The sequence below is a fragment of the Mycobacterium sp. NPDC048908 genome (genome assembly GCF_043197955.1).
GTDB lineage: Bacteria > Actinomycetota > Actinomycetes > Mycobacteriales > Mycobacteriaceae > Mycobacterium.
Window position 1 is genome coordinate 581,792 of record NZ_JBICUE010000001.1, and the last position, 15,015, is coordinate 596,806.

At 67.3% G+C, this 15,015-nt stretch carries 14 protein-coding genes; 11 read left to right on the plus strand and 3 right to left on the minus strand.

The window, feature by feature from the left end; genetic code table 11:
- Positions 1 to 115: 115 nt before the first annotated feature.
- The 4 genes from ACGFK1_RS02865 (at position 116) to ACGFK1_RS02880 (ending at position 4,721) form a co-directional block, all read left to right on the plus strand.
- Complete coding sequence (locus tag ACGFK1_RS02865; protein WP_393425253.1) at positions 116 to 1,627, plus strand: YifB family Mg chelatase-like AAA ATPase; 1,512 nt, start codon at positions 116 to 118, stop codon at positions 1,625 to 1,627.
- On the plus strand, positions 1,624 to 2,748 hold the full coding sequence (gene dprA / locus ACGFK1_RS02870; RefSeq protein ID WP_393425256.1) for a DNA-processing protein DprA: 1,125 nt from the start codon (positions 1,624 to 1,626) through the stop codon (positions 2,746 to 2,748). Before ACGFK1_RS02865 ends, dprA begins: the two co-directional genes overlap by 4 nt.
- Before the next feature lie 9 nt (positions 2,749 to 2,757).
- Positions 2,758 to 3,807 (plus strand): hypothetical protein, encoded by a 1,050-nt coding sequence (locus ACGFK1_RS02875; protein ID WP_393425259.1) that lies wholly within the window; start codon positions 2,758 to 2,760, stop codon positions 3,805 to 3,807.
- A gap of 65 nt (positions 3,808 to 3,872) precedes the next feature.
- Positions 3,873 to 4,721 (plus strand): siderophore-interacting protein, encoded by an 849-nt coding sequence (locus tag ACGFK1_RS02880; RefSeq protein ID WP_393425262.1) that lies wholly within the window; start codon positions 3,873 to 3,875, stop codon positions 4,719 to 4,721.
- Here the strand turns inward: ACGFK1_RS02880 and ACGFK1_RS02885 are convergent.
- Complete coding sequence (locus ACGFK1_RS02885) at positions 4,718 to 6,493, minus strand: acyl-CoA dehydrogenase (RefSeq protein ID WP_393425265.1); 1,776 nt, start codon at positions 6,491 to 6,493, stop codon at positions 4,718 to 4,720. The genes ACGFK1_RS02880 and ACGFK1_RS02885 overlap by 4 nt on opposite strands.
- 117 nt (positions 6,494 to 6,610) lie before the next feature.
- On the opposite strand from ACGFK1_RS02885, the gene ACGFK1_RS02890 reads away from it, so the two are divergent.
- Genes ACGFK1_RS02890 through ACGFK1_RS02900 form a run of 3 tightly spaced genes read left to right on the plus strand, consistent with a single transcriptional unit; the run spans position 6,611 to position 9,327 of the window.
- Positions 6,611 to 7,195 carry a TetR/AcrR family transcriptional regulator gene (locus tag ACGFK1_RS02890; RefSeq protein ID WP_393425268.1) on the plus strand — a complete coding sequence of 195 codons (585 nt, stop codon included), beginning with the start codon at positions 6,611 to 6,613 and terminating at the stop codon, positions 7,193 to 7,195.
- 36 nt (positions 7,196 to 7,231) lie between these two features.
- Entirely contained in the window at positions 7,232 to 8,392 is a 1,161-nt protein-coding gene (locus tag ACGFK1_RS02895) for an alpha-hydroxy-acid oxidizing protein (RefSeq protein ID WP_393425271.1), read from the plus strand.
- Positions 8,393 to 8,424: 32 nt separating this feature from the next.
- Positions 8,425 to 9,327, plus strand: coding sequence for a tyrosine recombinase XerC (locus tag ACGFK1_RS02900; RefSeq protein ID WP_393425274.1), 903 nt, complete (start codon positions 8,425 to 8,427; stop codon positions 9,325 to 9,327).
- A gap of 11 nt (positions 9,328 to 9,338) precedes the next feature.
- Here ACGFK1_RS02900 and ACGFK1_RS02905 read toward each other — a convergent pair whose 3' ends face one another.
- Positions 9,339 to 10,301, minus strand: coding sequence for an LLM class F420-dependent oxidoreductase (locus ACGFK1_RS02905; protein ID WP_393425277.1), 963 nt, complete (start codon positions 10,299 to 10,301; stop codon positions 9,339 to 9,341).
- A 19-nt stretch (positions 10,302 to 10,320) separates the two neighbouring features.
- Positions 10,321 to 10,812 carry a M23 family metallopeptidase gene (locus ACGFK1_RS02910; RefSeq protein WP_393425280.1) on the minus strand — a complete coding sequence of 164 codons (492 nt, stop codon included), beginning with the start codon at positions 10,810 to 10,812 and terminating at the stop codon, positions 10,321 to 10,323.
- 280 nt (positions 10,813 to 11,092) lie between these two features.
- Between ACGFK1_RS02910 and rpsB the strand changes: the two genes are divergently transcribed.
- The 4 genes from rpsB (at position 11,093) to ACGFK1_RS02930 (ending at position 15,015) form a co-directional block, all read left to right on the plus strand.
- The gene (gene rpsB / locus ACGFK1_RS02915; RefSeq protein ID WP_393425283.1) at positions 11,093 to 11,926 is read left to right on the plus strand and encodes a 30S ribosomal protein S2; all 834 of its coding nucleotides are present in this window, start codon (positions 11,093 to 11,095) and stop codon (positions 11,924 to 11,926) included.
- A gap of 1 nt (position 11,927) precedes the next feature.
- Positions 11,928 to 12,755, plus strand: a complete 828-nt coding sequence (gene tsf / locus ACGFK1_RS02920; protein ID WP_393425286.1) for a translation elongation factor Ts — start codon at positions 11,928 to 11,930, stop codon at positions 12,753 to 12,755.
- Between the two features lie 92 nt (positions 12,756 to 12,847).
- Positions 12,848 to 14,254, plus strand: a complete 1,407-nt coding sequence (locus ACGFK1_RS02925; RefSeq protein WP_393425289.1) for an amidase — start codon at positions 12,848 to 12,850, stop codon at positions 14,252 to 14,254.
- Entirely contained in the window at positions 14,251 to 15,015 is a 765-nt protein-coding gene (locus ACGFK1_RS02930; protein ID WP_393425292.1) for a class I SAM-dependent methyltransferase, read from the plus strand. Before ACGFK1_RS02925 ends, ACGFK1_RS02930 begins: the two co-directional genes overlap by 4 nt.

Consider the following 15,015-nt stretch of genomic DNA (forward strand, 5'->3'; position numbering starts at 1 on the left):
TCGACAGTCGCGCTGCGGCGGATTCTGTCGGTGGGCCCGCTGAGCCTGGGGCCATGGACAACGGGAGACAACCAGAACCGCCGACTCGCGCCGAGACGTTCGTGGGAGTGGGCTGATGGCTCTCGGGCGAGCCTTCTCGGTGGCAATCCGTGGCCTTGATGGCCAGATCGTCGAGATCGAGGCGGATATCAGTTCCGGGTTGCCCGGTGTACACCTCGTGGGTTTACCGGACGCCGCGTTGCAGGAATCGCGGGACCGGGTGCGCGCTGCGATCACCAACTGTGATCACCAATGGCCGCAGTCCCGGCTCACCCTGGCCCTCTCGCCGGCCACGCTGCCGAAAATGGGTTCGGTGTACGACCTCGCGCTTGCCTGCGCGGTGCTGTCGGCTACCGGAAAGAAGGCGTGGCCACGGCTCGAAAAGACGGTGCTGCTAGGCGAATTGGCACTGGATGGGCGGGTGCGGCCAGTCAAGGGTGTGCTGCCCGCGGTGCTGGCGGCCAAGCGCGAAGGCTGGCCCACCGTGGTCGTCCCCGTCGAGAACCTACCAGAAGCCAGCCTGATCGACCGCGTCGACGTGTGGGGTGTGCACACGCTGAAGCAACTGCACAAGTGGTTGACGGGCGCCGCTGCGCTGGAGGGCCGGATCGAGGCCCCGTCGCCCGCCCCGGAACCCGCCGTCGACCTCGCCGATGTGGTGGGCCAGACGCACGCAAGGTATGCCGTGGAGGTCGCCGCGGCCGGCGCCCACCACCTGATGATGACCGGACCGCCTGGAGTGGGTAAAACCATGCTGGCGCAACGCCTTCCCGGTCTCCTACCGCCCCTGTCGGAAGCCGAGTCACTGGAGGTGACAGCGATTCACTCGGTGGCGGGCATGCTCGCGGAAAGCACCCCGCTGATCACCCAGGCCCCGTTCGTGGCGCCGCATCACACGTCGAGCGTTGCGGCACTTGTCGGCGGTGGGTCCGGGCTGGCGCGTCCCGGCGCGGTGAGTCGCGCGCATCGCGGCGTGTTGTTTCTCGACGAGTGCGCCGAGATCGGGGTCAGCGCGATGGAGGCGTTGCGAACTCCGTTGGAGGAAGGCGAGGTTCGGCTCGCCCGCCGTGACGGCGTCGCGCGCTACCCGGCGCGCTTCCAGCTGGTGCTCGCCGCCAACCCGTGCCCGTGCGCGCCCGCGGATCCGAAGGACTGCGTGTGTCCTTCGACGGTCAAGCGCCGCTATCTCGGCAAGCTGTCCGGACCGCTGCTGGATCGCGTCGACCTGCGGGTCGAAATGCACATGGCGCGGGCGGGCGTGTTCGCGGCGGGCGACGGCGAGTCGACGGAAGCGGTGCGTCAGCGGGTAGCTGCCGCGCGCGCGGTCGCTGAAGAGCGGTGGCGGCCGTATGGCATCCGGACCAATGCGGAAGTCAGCGGTGCACTGCTACGGCGAAACTTCCGGCTCGGGTCAAAAGCGATGGAACCGTTGCGCATCGCGCTCGATCGTGGCTCCCTGAGCATCCGCGGCGCGGACAGAACGCTGAGGGTCGCGTGGACACTCGCGGATTTGGACGGGCGGACGTCACCGGGTGCCGACCACGTCAGCACCGCCCTGAGTTTCCGGCGTGGTGGAGGTGCGCGATGACCGACCCTGATATGCGCGCGCTGGCGTATCTGTCTCGGGTGGCGGAACCGCCGTGCCCGCAACTGGCGGCGCTGGTGGCCGGCGTCGGCCCGGTCGAGGCCGCCGACCGAGTGAAGCGACGCGCCGTCGAGGAGCGCTTGCTGCGACTTACCGAGGCGCGTTACGAAGTCGACTGTGCTGCAGCGGATTTGGCTGAACTGGACCGCTTGGGTGGGCGCCTGCTCACCGCAGAGGACGACGAATGGCCGCTGCTGGCGTTCACGGGATTCAACGGCGTCGATACGACGAAGCGTCCGGAAGGGCATCCGCCGCTGGCGTTGTGGGTGGTGGGTCCTGCGCGTCTGGATACCGTCGCCGAGCGGGCCGCGGGCATCGTCGGAACGCGGGCATCCAGTGCTTACGGCGAGCACGTCGCCGGGGAACTGGCCGCGGGTCTGGCGGAGCGGGATGTGGTGGTGGTGTCCGGTGGCGCCTACGGCATCGACGGGTCGGCCCACCGCGCCGCGTTGGCCGCGGACGGGCTTACCGTCGCGGTGCTGGCAGGCGGCGTCGACGTGCCCTACCCGATGGGCCACGCGGAGTTGTTGCGGCGGATCGGTCGAGAGGGCGTGCTCGTCACGGAGTATCCGCCAGGACTGCGTCCGCAGCGGCATCGGTTTCTGACCCGCAACCGGCTTGTCGCCGCGCTGTCGGGGGCGACGGTGGTGGTCGAGGCGGGTGTGCGAAGCGGGGCCGCCAACACGGCGGCGTGGGCGAAGGCGCTCGGCCGCGGAGTGTGCGCGGTGCCCGGCCCCATCACCTCGTCCACGTCCGTCGGATGCCACATGTTGTTGCGCGGCGATGCCACCTTGGTCACCCGCGCCGACGAGGTGCTGGAACTGGTCGGCCATGTGGGCGAGTTGGCGGCCGACCTGCAGCGGCCGACGTCGCGTCTGGACAGCCTCGCCGCCAACGAGCTTCGGGTCTACGACGCGTTCCCCGCCCGCGGCGCCCGCACCGTCGACGAGCTTGCGGTCGCATCCGGTTTGCCGCCCACGCAGCTGCTCGGGCCGCTTTCGATGCTCGAGATCGCGGGTTTGGTCGTCTGCCAGGGTGGACGCTGGAAACGGGCGCTCCGGTAAGTTGACTCCATGCACAGCGCGACGAGCAGGCTCGTTGCCCGCGTTGTCACCGTGGTCCTGCTCGTCGCCGCGATGACGGTCGTCGGACAGCGGGCGGTGACCGCCCAGGCGGTGACCCCGCCGCGGGACGGCTACGGTTTCGGCGTCGGCGCGCCGATGACCTACATGAGCACCGCCGACGCCGACCGCGAACTCGACGCCGTGGCCAAGACCAGTGCGACGTGGTTGCGGGTGCTCATCGACTGGCATCTCGTCGAACCGATGCCCGGCGCCTACGACTGGGGCTACGTCGACCACTGGGTCAACGGCGCGCGACAGCGCGGCCTCAACGTGCTCGGGCTGATCGCCTACACCCCCGATTGGGCCAGGGCGCCGGGAAGCTACTTCAGCGCGCCGCCCGTGGACCCCAATACATTCGCCGCATTCGCCGAGAAGGTGGTGCAGCGGTACCGCGACCGCGTATCCAATTGGGAGATCTGGAACGAGCCCAACGTTCCGCTGTTCTTCGGGCAGGTGCCCGACCGCGCGGCCCGCTATACCGAACTGCTCAAGACTGCGTATCCCGCCATCAAGGCGTCCCAGCCGGAGAGCACCGTGATCGCCGCGGGATTGAGCCGCGCATGGGCGCCCGACGATCCGCCTGCATTCGTCAAGACGATGTACGAACTGGGTGCGAAGGGTTCCTTCGACGCCATGGCGATGCATCCCTACGTCTATCCCAACGGGCTGGGCATCGACGATCACAACGGGTGGTCGGATGTCGAGCGGGTGCATCAGTTGATGGCCGCCAACGGGGATGGCGGCAAAAAGATCTGGATGACCGAGATCGGTGCGCCCACCAGTGCGCCGTCGGCCGCCGGTGTCAGCTGGGATGAGCAGGCTCGGCAGATCACCGATGTGTTGTGGAAGTCGGCGGAGTCGGGGTTCAGCGGCCCGGTGTTCATCTACTCGATTCGTGACGTAGACACCGCCGACAGGGACAACGAGCAGGACAATTTCGGCGCGCTGTTGACGTCGGACTGGCAGCCCAAGGCCGCAGCCCGCGTGCTGGCCAGGTAGGACGCCACCGACTCGGCTGCACTCGTATCCTCGATGAGGTTGACTAACGAATCTGGAGGAACACAGTGGCAGGGCGACCGTTGAACACGTTCGAGGTGGTGCGCACCGAGCAGTTGACCCCGCACCTGATTCGCGTTGTCCTCGGGGGTGCCGGCTTCGACACGTTCGTCCCCAACGAGTTCACCGACTCGTACGTCAAGATCGTGTTCGTGCCCGACGGCGTCGACGTCGGCGCGTTGCCCCAACCGCTGACGATGGACAGCTTCACCGAACTCCCGCCCAGCCAACGCCCCACGGTGCGCACGTACACGGTGCGCCGAGTCGACGACGAGCGCCGCGAGATCGCCATCGACTTCGTCGTACACGGCGAGCACGGTGTGGCCGGCCCGTGGGCGGCGTCGGTGACCCCGGGACAACCCGCATACGTGACGAACGCCAACGGTGCGTACTCGCCCGACCCCGCGGCCGACTGGCACCTGTTCGCAGGCGACGAGGCGGCCGTCCCGGCCATCAGCGCAGCGCTGGAAGCGTTGCCCGACAACGCGGTCGGTCAGGTTTTCATCGAGGTCGCCGGCCCCGAGGACGAGATTGCGTTGACAGCGCCTTCCGGTGTCGAGGTGCGGTGGATCTACCGCGGGGGCCGAGCCGACCTGGTGCCCGAGGACACCGCGGGCGACCACGCACCGCTGATCGCGGCGGTGAAGGAGGCCGCCTGGTTGCCCGGGCAGGTGCAGGTCTTCATTCACGGGGAGGCGCAGGCCGTCATGCACAACCTGCGGCCCTACCTGCGCAAGGAACGCGGCGTCGAGGCCAAGTGGGCGGCGTCGATCTCCGGTTATTGGCGGCGTGGCCGCACAGAGGAGACTTTCCGCCAGTGGAAGCGCGAGCTGGCCGAGGCGGAAGCGTCGGTCTAGAACCAGCCCGCGTTGGCGTCCACGGTGGTGCGGTCCAGACTGGCCAGCAGATCGAACTGCGGACCGGTTTTCGGTAGTTCGTAGGCGTAAAAGTACTGAGCCGCAGCGCGTTTGCCGTCGTAGAAGTCGCCGCGATGATCGCTGACGGCGATCAGCTGTTCGAGCCACATCCACGCCACCACCACATGTCCGGCGGCCTCCAGGTAAACGGTCGAGTTGGCCAGTGTGGTCGCGACGTCGCCCGCGGCCCACAGCGTTGCGGTCACGTCGACCAACCGCTGCACCGCCCGGCGCAACTGCTCGGCGTAGCCCGCGGTGCTGTCGGACTGCGAGGCCTTGTCGATGGTGGCGTTGATCCGCTCGGCCAGCAGACTCAGGCCCGCACCGTCGGCCATGACGACCTTGCGCCCCAACAAATCGAGGCCGTGAATGCCGTGTGTGCCTTCGTGAATCGCATTCAGGCGGTTGTCGCGGTAGCACTGCTCGACATCGAATTCCTTGGTGTAGCCGTAGCCGCCGTGCACCTGGATGGCCAGGCTGTTGGCCTCCAGACACCACTGCGACGGCCAACTCTTGGCGATCGGAGTCAACACCTCGAGCAGCAACCGGGCGCGGTCGCGATCGGCCCCGATGCTGGTGCGCCCCTCGTCCACCAGCATCGCGCAATACAGGCCGAGCGCGAACGCGCCCTCGACATATGACTTCTGCGCCAAGAGCATTCGCTTGACGTCGGCGTGCTCGATCAACGTCACCGGCGCCCGCGAGGGATCCTTGTCGTCGACCGGGCGGCCCTGGGTGCGCTCCTTGGCGTACTCGACCGAGGCCAGGTAGCCGGCGTAGCCGGTCGCCATCGCCTGCAGTCCCACCGCCATCCGGGCCTCGTTCATCATGTGGAACATGTAGGCCAGGCCCTTGTGCTCCTCGCCGACCAGATAGCCGACGGCGCCGGCTTCTGAGGCGGGGCTGTGCGTGCCGTCGCCGAAGTTCAGCAGCGCGTTGGTGGTGGCGTGGTTGCCCATCTTGTGGTTCAGGCTGACCAGGGCGACGTCGTTGCGGGTGCCGTCGGGCAGAAACTTCGGGACGATGAACAGCGAGATGCCCTTGACACCAGGTCCGCCTCCGGGTGCCTTCGCCAGCACGAGATGCACGATGTTCTCGGTGAGTTCGTGGTCGCCGCCGGTGATCCACATCTTGGTTCCGGTGATGCGGTAGGTGCCGTCGGCGGCGGGAACCGCCTTGGTGGTGATGTCGGCCAGCGACGAACCCGCGTCGGGTTCCGAGAGGCACATGGTGCCGAAGTAACGGCCCTCGAGCATCGGGCGCACCCAGGTGTCGATCTGCTCCTTGGTGCCGTACTCGACCAACAGGTTGGCGTTCCCCACGGTCAGGAATGCGTACGACGTCGTGCTCGGGTTGGCGGCCCGGAAGAACGCCATCGACGCCTGGGCGACCACCATCGGCAGCTGCATACCGCCGACCGCCTCGTCGAACGATCCGGCCAGCAGGCCCGCTTCGCTGAAGGTGCCCAGAGCGTCTTTGATCTCGTCGATCAGCACTACTTTGCCGTCGGGCCCGACCGTCGGCTCGCTCTGGTCGCCCTTCTTGTTATGCGGCGCAAAGCATTTCGCGGCGATGTCGGCGGAAAGATCCAGCACGGCGTCAAAGGTGTCGCGGGAATGCTCGGCGAAGTGGTCGCGCTTGGTCAACTCCACCACGTCCAGCCACTCGTAGAGCAGGAAGTCGACATCACGCCGCGAGAGGAACTCCGCCATGTCGGGGACAGCCTTTCCGAGGGGTAGGTGGACATTAGCGATCGCTCATTTTATGAGCGCTCGCTTATGATGCGCCGACCGTGACCGGAAGTCAAGTACGTGTAGGATCCGACCGTCATGACCATCGATCGAGCTGCGGATTCAGCTGCGGCGGAACGTATGCGGCGCGCCGCCATAGAGGCGTTCGCGGAGTCCGGCTACGGGGGCAGCTCGACCCGGCAGATCGCCAAGCGGCTCAACATGAGCGCCACGGCGATGTACCCGCACTACCGCTCCAAAGAGGAACTGCTCTACGCCATCGCGCTGGAGGGCCACAGCAGCCTGCTCGCGGCGCTGAAACGCGCCGACGATCCGGGCGCCGGATTCACCGCGCGACTGCGGGCTGTGGTGGCGGCGTTCGCCTCCTGGCACGCCGAGAATCACAAGCAGGCCCGCGTCGTGCAGTACGAACTGCACGGCCTGACACCGGCGCACTACCGGACGATCGCCCCGCTGCGTCACCAGGCGACCGACGTCATCAGCGGGATCGTGGCGGGCGGGGTGGCCGCGGGCGAGTTCGACGTCGACAACGTCGACGAGGTGGTGATGGCGATCTCGTCGTTGTGCGTGGACGTGTGCCGGTGGTTTCCGTCCCGCCAGCATCGCGACGCGCAGAAGTTGGGGCAGGTGTACGCCGGGGTGGCGCTCCGTTTGGTTCGGTGAACGACGCTGCGGGTGCCGGACTGGCAGGCTAAGGGCATGGCATTCGGCGATTACCAGTTCGAAATCTATCTGCGGGGGTTGTCGGGCATCGTGCCGTCGCTCCCGATGTCGTTCGCGGGGTGGGAGGCCAAGGCGGAGGCCGCGATGCCGCCGTCCATCTGGTCGTACGTGGCCGGCGGTGCCGGCGACGAACGCACCCAGCGGGTGAATCGCACGGCGTTCGACAACTGGGGCCTGATGCCACGGATGTTCAACGCGCAGCGGGAGCGCGACCTGTCGGTGGAGGTGTTCGGGCTGACGCTGCCGTCGCCGATGTTCATGGCCCCGATCGGTGTCACGGGTATCTGTGCGCAGGACGGCCACGGTGACCTCGCGACCGCGCGGGCTGCCGCCCGCACCGGCGTGCCGATGGTCATCTCGACGCTGACCGAGGACCCTCTGGAAGATATTGCCGCCGAATTCGGCGACACCCCAGGGTTTTTCCAGCTTTACACACCCACCGATCGTGACTTGGCGGCCAGCTTCGTGCAGCGCGCCGAGGCCGCCGGATACAAGGGCATCATCGTCACGCTCGACACCTGGGTGCCTGGCTGGCGCCCGCGTGATCTGTCCACGTCGAACTTCCCGCAACTTCGCGGTCGCTGTCTGGCGAACTACACCAGCGATCCGGTGTTTCTGGCCGGCCTGCAACAGACACCCGAAGAGAACCCGCAAGCCGCGGTGCTGCGCTGGGTGTCGCTGTTCGGCAATCTGCTGACATGGGACGACCTCCCATGGCTGCGCTCGCTCACCGACCTGCCGCTGATCGTCAAGGGCATCTGCCATCCCGACGATGCCCGTCGCGCGCGCGACGGTGGGGTGGACGGGATCTACTGCTCCAACCACGGCGGCCGTCAGGCCAACGGCGGGATACCGGCCATCGACTGCCTCCCCGGCGTGGTCGCGGCCGCCGACGGACTGCCCGTGCTGTTCGACTCAGGCATCCGCAGCGGTGCCGACATCGTCAAGGCACTGGCGCTGGGTGCGACGGCGGTCGGTGTCGGGCGCCCGTTCGCATACGGGTTGGCGATCGGCGGCGAGGACGGCGTGGTGCACGTGTTGCGTTCGCTGTTGGCCGAGGCGGACCTCATCATGGCCGTCGACGGTTATCCGACGCTGAAGGATCTGACACCCGACGTGCTGCGGCGCGTCACCTGAGACTCGGCGGCAGGTTCTGCGACCGTAGGGGAGTGGAGGCACTGCTCGAAGAGTTCGACGAGTATCTCGCGTTGCAACGTGGCCGCTCCGAGCACACGCGCCGGGCGTATCTGGGTGATCTGCGCTCGCTGTTCGACTTTGTCGCCGAGCGAATTCCTGGCGGGGACTTGGACAGGCTGAGCCTTGCGTTGTTGCGGTCGTGGCTCGCCGCGCAGGCGTCCGCAGGCGCAGCGCGCACCACGCTGGCGAGACGGACGTCGGCGGTCAAGACCTTCACGGCGTGGGCGATGCGGCGCGGGCTGCTGGCGAGCGATCCGGCCACCAAGCTGCAGATCCCGAGGGCGCGACGCACCCTGCCGTCGGTGTTGCGGCAGGATCAGGTGATGGATGCCATGGCTGCGGCGAAATCCGGTGCACAGCAAGGCGATCCGCTCGCGCTACGAGACCAGCTGATCGTCGAGTTGTTGTACGCGACCGGTATTCGTGTCAGCGAGCTGTGCGGGCTAGACATCGACGACGTCGACCAGTCCCGCCGCCTGTTGCGCGTCCTCGGCAAGGGCAACAAACAGCGGACGGTGCCGTTCGGTGAGCCGGCGCAGGCCGCGTTGACGGCGTGGCTGGCCGATGGGCGCCCGGAACTGGTCACCGCGGATTCCGGGCCCGCGCTGCTGCTCGGCGCGCGCGGCCGCCGACTGGATCCGCGGCAGGCCCGCACCGTCGTGCATCAGACCGTCGCCGCGGTCGACGGCGCGCCCGACATCGGCCCACATGGGCTGCGGCACAGCGCCGCAACGCATCTACTTGAAGGTGGCGCAGACTTGCGGGTCGTGCAGGAACTTCTCGGCCATTCGACGTTGGCCACCACGCAGCTGTACACCCACGTCACGGTCGCTCGCCTACGAGCCGTCCACGACCAGGCCCACCCACGGGCGTGATCCCGGAATCGCTAACGAAGCAGCGCAATGACTTTCGCGATATCCGGCATCGCCGACTCGCGTCCGATCCATTCGTCGAACACCGTCCAGTAGCTGACTCCGAACCGTTGTTGACGCTCGACAAGCGCCTCGGCCATCTGCTCGTGCGTGCCAAGCAGGACGAAGGGGGAATCGAGCACGAACTCCGGCGAGATGCCGCCGAACACCGCGGCCAGTTCTGCTGCTGATGCGTCACGGTCGTCGGTGTGCACCACGAACTGGATCAGCACGTTGAGCTCGACGGCGTCGAATCGGTCACCCGCGGCCTCACGGACCACGGCGATGCGGTCCAAGAGTCCGCCCGCGTCGAAGTGGGTGAGACTGACCTTCGTCGCGTCGCGGTTGTGGGTGAAACCCGCCAGCCCGGCGATGTCGGCCGCTCTGCCCGCAAGTTGCAGCACGCGTGTGCCATTGCCGCCGATCAGCAGAGGGACCGGCACACCCGGCGCGGCAACCAGTTCGCCTGCCGCCGCGCGCACGCAGTAATGCGCGCCGTCGACGTCGACGGCCTCGCCGTCAAGCAGCGGGCGAATGACGTCGACCGCCTCAATGAGCCGGTCGACGCGTGTGCCACCCGAGTCGAATCGCAGTCCTGCGGCGTCGTATTCGGACTTCATGTGCCCGGCGCCGAGACCCAACTCGAAGCGGCCACCGGAGAGGGCGGCCACGGTCGCGGCTTCGCGTGCGGTCTCGACCGGATGGCGAAAATCGTTGTTGAGCACCAGAGTCCCGATGTGCAGACGGTTCGTGGCCGCGGCGGCGCCCGTCGCTCCTGCGAATGGCGACATCGATGCGACGAGATGATCGGGGATGGTCAGCACATCGAACCCGGCGTCTTGCACCGAGTTCGCGAATGCGCCGAAGTCGGTGCCACGGGGCAGCGCGGTGTGCAGACCGAAGCGAAGCGGGCGTGAGCGATGAGCGTCGGTGGTCATCAGGACGACGGTAGGCGCATCAGCCGTGCAGCGGCTTCAACCTGACCGGGGTGCCGAGCACCAGGCCCAGCGGGTCGACGTAGTCCGCTCGCGACGCCGCACCCCACATCGCGCCCCAGTGCAGACACGCGGCGGCAACACAACCGGCATGGCCCGGCTCGAGCCTGCCGACGACCGCGCCGGCGTCGACCCGTTGGCCCGGCCGTACCGTCGCGCGCACCGGCTCATAGGTGGTCCGCAGTCCGCCGGGGTGCGCGATCGAGACGAGCGGCCGGCCCGCCAGCTCCGCGGCGAATACCACCGTGCCCGTGGCGGCCGCATGGACGGGCTGGCCCGGCCTGGCCGCGAGGTCGACGCCGCGATGGCCGCGGTTCCAGTTCGGCGACGGTGCGTCGAACATCCGCAGAACAGGTGGTCGCGGCCGCAGCGGCCAATCCAGCCTGCCGTCGTCGGCTGCTGCCGGTGCGGCAGCGACCATGACCATGACCATGACCACCGTGATCCATCGCATCTGACCAGCTCAGCGGGGCGCGGCCGGTTTGCGCCAGTGCGCTGGGACGATCTGTGCAGCGCCGGGCCACTGTGGAAAAAGCACCCCTGTCCAGCGTGTAAACTGCTAACCGCAGCTCGCAGAGCGGGCTGACTTCGCGTGTCTACACATGACCCGGTTCGTCAAGGTCATATCCGGATGTCGTCGGTCCCTTCTCCGGAGGGTTCGGCATCTGAGCAGACACCAGGGCTCGGCGCCAACCGGCGCCGCGCGTCAACCGACGAAAAGGAACCATGGACTCATGGCTGTTGTAACCATGAAGCAGCTGCTCGACAGCGGCACCCACTTCGGGCATCAGACCCGGCGCTGGAATCCCAAGATGAAGCGGTTCATCTTCACCGACCGCAACGGCATCTACATCATCGATCTGCAGCAGACGCTGACCTACATCGACAAGGCGTACGAGTTCGTCAAGGAGACGGTGGCGCACGGCGGCAGCATCATGTTCGTCGGCACCAAGAAGCAGGCGCAGGAATCGATCGCCGAGGAGGCGACCCGCGTCGGCATGCCGTACGTGAACCAGCGCTGGCTTGGCGGCATGCTCACGAACTTCTCGACCGTGCACAAGCGTCTGCAGCGCCTCAAGGAACTCGAGGCCATGGAGCAGACCGGTGGCTTCGAGGGTCGCACCAAAAAGGAAATCTTGATGCTGACCCGCGAGAAGAACAAGCTCGAGCGCAGCCTCGGCGGTATTCGCGACATGCAGAAGGTGCCGTCGGCCATCTGGGTGGTCGACACCAACAAGGAGCACATCGCCGTCGGTGAAGCCCGCAAGCTGGGCATCCCGGTGATCGCGATCCTCGACACCAACTGCGATCCCGACCAGGTCGACTACCCGATCCCGGGCAACGACGACGCCATCCGGTCGGCCGCGCTGCTGACCAAGGTCGTCGCCTCGGCGGTCGCTGAGGGCTTGCAGGCCCGTGCCAACGTGGGCCGTGACGGCGACAAGCCCGAGGCCGATTCCGCCGAACCGCTCGCCGAGTGGGAGCAGGAGCTGCTGGCAGGCGCCACGGCGTCGACGGAGACGGCCGGGGCCGAGACTCAAACCGAACCCAAGATCACGGAAGGCTGAGATGGCGAACTACACCGCTGCCGACGTCAAGCGACTTCGGGAGCTGACCGGCGCCGGAATGCTCGACTCCAAGAACGCGCTGGTTGAGGCCGACGGCGACTTCGACAAGGCCGTCGAACTGCTGCGCATCAAGGGCGCCAAGGACGTCGGCAAGCGCGCCGAGCGCGCGACCGCCGAGGGCCTGGTGGCCGCCAAGGACGGTGCGCTGATCGAGCTGAACTCCGAGACCGACTTCGTCGCCAAGAACGCCGAATTCCAGGCGGTTGCGGATCAGATCGTCGCGGCGGCCGCCGCTGCCAAGGCGACCGACATCGACGCGCTGAAGGCGGCTCGGGTTGTTGGCGGGGCCGGCGACACCACGGTCGAGCAGGTCATCGCGGACTTGAGCGCGAAGATCGGCGAGAAGCTGGAACTGCGTCGCGTCGCCTACTTCGACGGCACCGTGGAGACCTACCTGCACAAGCGGGCTTCGGACCTGCCGCCCGCTGTGGGTGTTCTCGTCGAGTACGAAGGCTCCGACAAGGAGGCCGCGCACGCGGTCGCGCTGCAGATCTCCGCGCTGAAGGCCAAGTACCTGACGCGTGAGGATGTGCCGGAGGACATCGTCGCCAATGAGCGCCGCATCGCCGAGGAGACCGCCCGTAACGAGGGCAAGCCCGAGCAGGCGCTGCCCAAGATCGTCGAGGGCCGCGTGACCGGCTTCTACAAGGACGTCGTGCTGCTCGATCAGCCGTCGGTGTTCGACAACAAGAAGACCGTCAAGGCGCTGCTCGACGAGGCAGGCGTGACCGTCACCCGCTTTGTGCGGTTCGAGGTCGGCCAGGCGTAACGCCGCGAAACCACACGCGAGGGCCCCTGGGATTCCAGGGGCCCTTTGCGTCGGCAACCATGCACGCGGTACGACTTGGTACCGTCTGGGCCATGGTTCGCATCCACGCCTTCGGCGATGACGCCCTCGGCGATCACGACGCTGTCGGTCTCGTCGAGCAACTCCGCGCACGCGAGGTGTCGCCGCGGGAGTTGGTCGAGGCCGCCATCGCGCGCACCGAAGCCGTCAATCCAACACTCAACGGTCTTGCGTTCGAGGCCTACGGCCGGGCCATGGCCAGGGCCGACGCCCGGCGTCAGTACGGCGGCTACTTCGACGGAGTGCCGTCTTTCATCAAGGACAACGTGGCCGTCGAGGGCATGCCGACGATGCAGGGCTCTGACGCCTGGGAGCCGCGCCCGCTTCCGGCCGACGGTGCATGGGCGAAGGTGTTCCTCGGCACCGGCCTTGTCCCGCTGGGCAAGACGCAGATGTCGGAGTTCGGCTTCAGCGGCGCGGCCGAGCATCCGCGGATCGGGCCGGTGCGCAATCCGTGGAATACGGAGCGCACCGCGGGTGCCTCATCGTCGGGGTCGGCGGCGTTCGTCGCCGCGGGTGTGGTGCCGATCGCTCACGCCAACGACGGCGGCGGCTCCATTCGAATCCCGGCGTCCTGCAACGGATTGGTCGGCTTGAAGCCGACTCGCGGACGGCTGCCGCTGGACAAGGAGACCGCCAGGATGCCGCTGCACATCGTCGCGAACGGGGTGGTGACTCGCTCGGTGCGCGACACTGCGGCGTTCCTGCGGGAAGCCGAACGCATCCATCGCAACCCGAAGCTGCCCGCGATCGGCGACGTCACAGCGCCGGGATCGCCGCGGCTACGAATCGCGTTCTGCACGAAATCGATCATGCGAGAAGCCAGTGCCGAGATGCGCGAGCTGACGCTGAAGACGGCCGCGCTTCTGGAGGAGCTCGGCCACCAGGTGACCGAGATCGACAATCCCGTGCCGGAGCGGTTCAAGGACGACTTCCTGACCTACTGGTCGTTCCTGGCATTCTCGATCGTGCGCAGTGGCCGACGGATGTTCGGCCCGAGCTTCGACCGCGGCAAGCTGGACAACCTGACGCTCGGCCTCGATCGCATGGCGGCCAGGAATTTGCACCGGGTGCCCCTGGCCATCGCGCGACTTGCTCGCTCGCGCCGCCTCACCGAACGGTTGTCCGGCGAGTTCGACGCGGTGCTGATGCCGACGCTGGCCGAGGACACCCCACCGGTCGGATATCTCGATCCGACTGCGGACTACGACCAGATCATGAACCGGCTTCTGGAATGGGTGGCGTTCACCCCGTTGCAGAACGCGACCGGCGATCCTGCGATATCGCTGCCTCTTGGGGAGTCCGCTTCGGGCATGCCGGTCGGCATGATGCTCTCGACGGTATGGGGCGGCGAAGCGCGACTCCTGAAATTGGCATATGAGCTCGAGGAGGCGCGGCCCTGGGCCAAAATCCAGTCATGACGCGCGACTACGTCCTGGACCCTGGTTTCGGCGAGGAGCGCGCCAGGCTGGCGGGGATGGAGGCGCTGTGGGACCCGGGCAGCCAGGCGCTGCTCGACGAACTCGGCGTCGGCCCGGGTTGGACATGCCTCGAGGTCGGTGCGGGTGGTGGATCGATGGTCGAGTGGATGGCTTCTCGCGGCGCCCACGTGACAGCGATCGATATCGACACTCGCTTCATCGACCACCTGGCGTCGGATTCGATCACGGTGTGCCGCTTCGATCTTCGTTGCGGTGACCTGCCCGAGTCCGCCTACGACCTGGTCCACTCGCGGCTGGTGCTCGAACATCTCGCCGATCGCAAACAGATTCTCGACCGATTGGTCGCCGCACTGAAACCCGGCGGGTGGATGGTCATGGAGGACTACGACTGGACCAACTACGGATTCGAGGACGGCACCCGGGAGTTCAGCGAGATCGGCGACGCCATCGTCGATTTCATGACGGCAGCCGGATTCGAGCGCGACTACGGACGCCGACTGGTCGGCGACATGGAAGCCGCGGGGCTCACCGATATGCGTGGCGAGGGCCGCGCCAGGTTCATCGAATCGACATCACCGGGCTTCGACTTCTTCCGGTTGACGTTCGAAAGCCTTCGTGAAGCCGTCGTGAAGTCTGGACGACTCTCTGCCGGCCAAGCCGAGGCCGCGGGGAGCTTCTTCGCAGAGGACCGCCGGATGCTCACCCCGATGATGATCGCCGGGATCGGCCGCAGAGCCTGA

Excerpts from the sequence above, each read along its gene's own strand:
- ACGFK1_RS02865 (WP_393425253.1), top strand. The coding sequence starts at position 116 with ATGGCTCTCGGGCGAGCCTTCTCGGTGGCAATCCGTGGCCTTGATGGC.
- dprA (WP_393425256.1), top strand. The coding sequence starts at position 1,624 with ATGACCGACCCTGATATGCGCGCGCTGGCGTATCTGTCTCGGGTGGCG.
- ACGFK1_RS02875 (WP_393425259.1), top strand. The coding sequence starts at position 2,758 with ATGCACAGCGCGACGAGCAGGCTCGTTGCCCGCGTTGTCACCGTGGTC.
- ACGFK1_RS02885 (WP_393425265.1), bottom strand. The coding sequence starts at position 6,493 with ATGGCGGAGTTCCTCTCGCGGCGTGATGTCGACTTCCTGCTCTACGAG.
- ACGFK1_RS02890 (WP_393425268.1), top strand. The coding sequence starts at position 6,611 with ATGACCATCGATCGAGCTGCGGATTCAGCTGCGGCGGAACGTATGCGG.
- ACGFK1_RS02895 (WP_393425271.1), top strand. The coding sequence starts at position 7,232 with ATGGCATTCGGCGATTACCAGTTCGAAATCTATCTGCGGGGGTTGTCG.
- ACGFK1_RS02905 (WP_393425277.1), bottom strand. The coding sequence starts at position 10,301 with ATGACCACCGACGCTCATCGCTCACGCCCGCTTCGCTTCGGTCTGCAC.
- ACGFK1_RS02910 (WP_393425280.1), bottom strand. The coding sequence starts at position 10,812 with ATGCGATGGATCACGGTGGTCATGGTCATGGTCATGGTCGCTGCCGCA.
- rpsB (WP_393425283.1), top strand. The coding sequence starts at position 11,093 with ATGGCTGTTGTAACCATGAAGCAGCTGCTCGACAGCGGCACCCACTTC.
- tsf (WP_393425286.1), top strand. The coding sequence starts at position 11,928 with ATGGCGAACTACACCGCTGCCGACGTCAAGCGACTTCGGGAGCTGACC.
- ACGFK1_RS02925 (WP_393425289.1), top strand. The coding sequence starts at position 12,848 with ATGGTTCGCATCCACGCCTTCGGCGATGACGCCCTCGGCGATCACGAC.
- ACGFK1_RS02930 (WP_393425292.1), top strand. The coding sequence starts at position 14,251 with ATGACGCGCGACTACGTCCTGGACCCTGGTTTCGGCGAGGAGCGCGCC.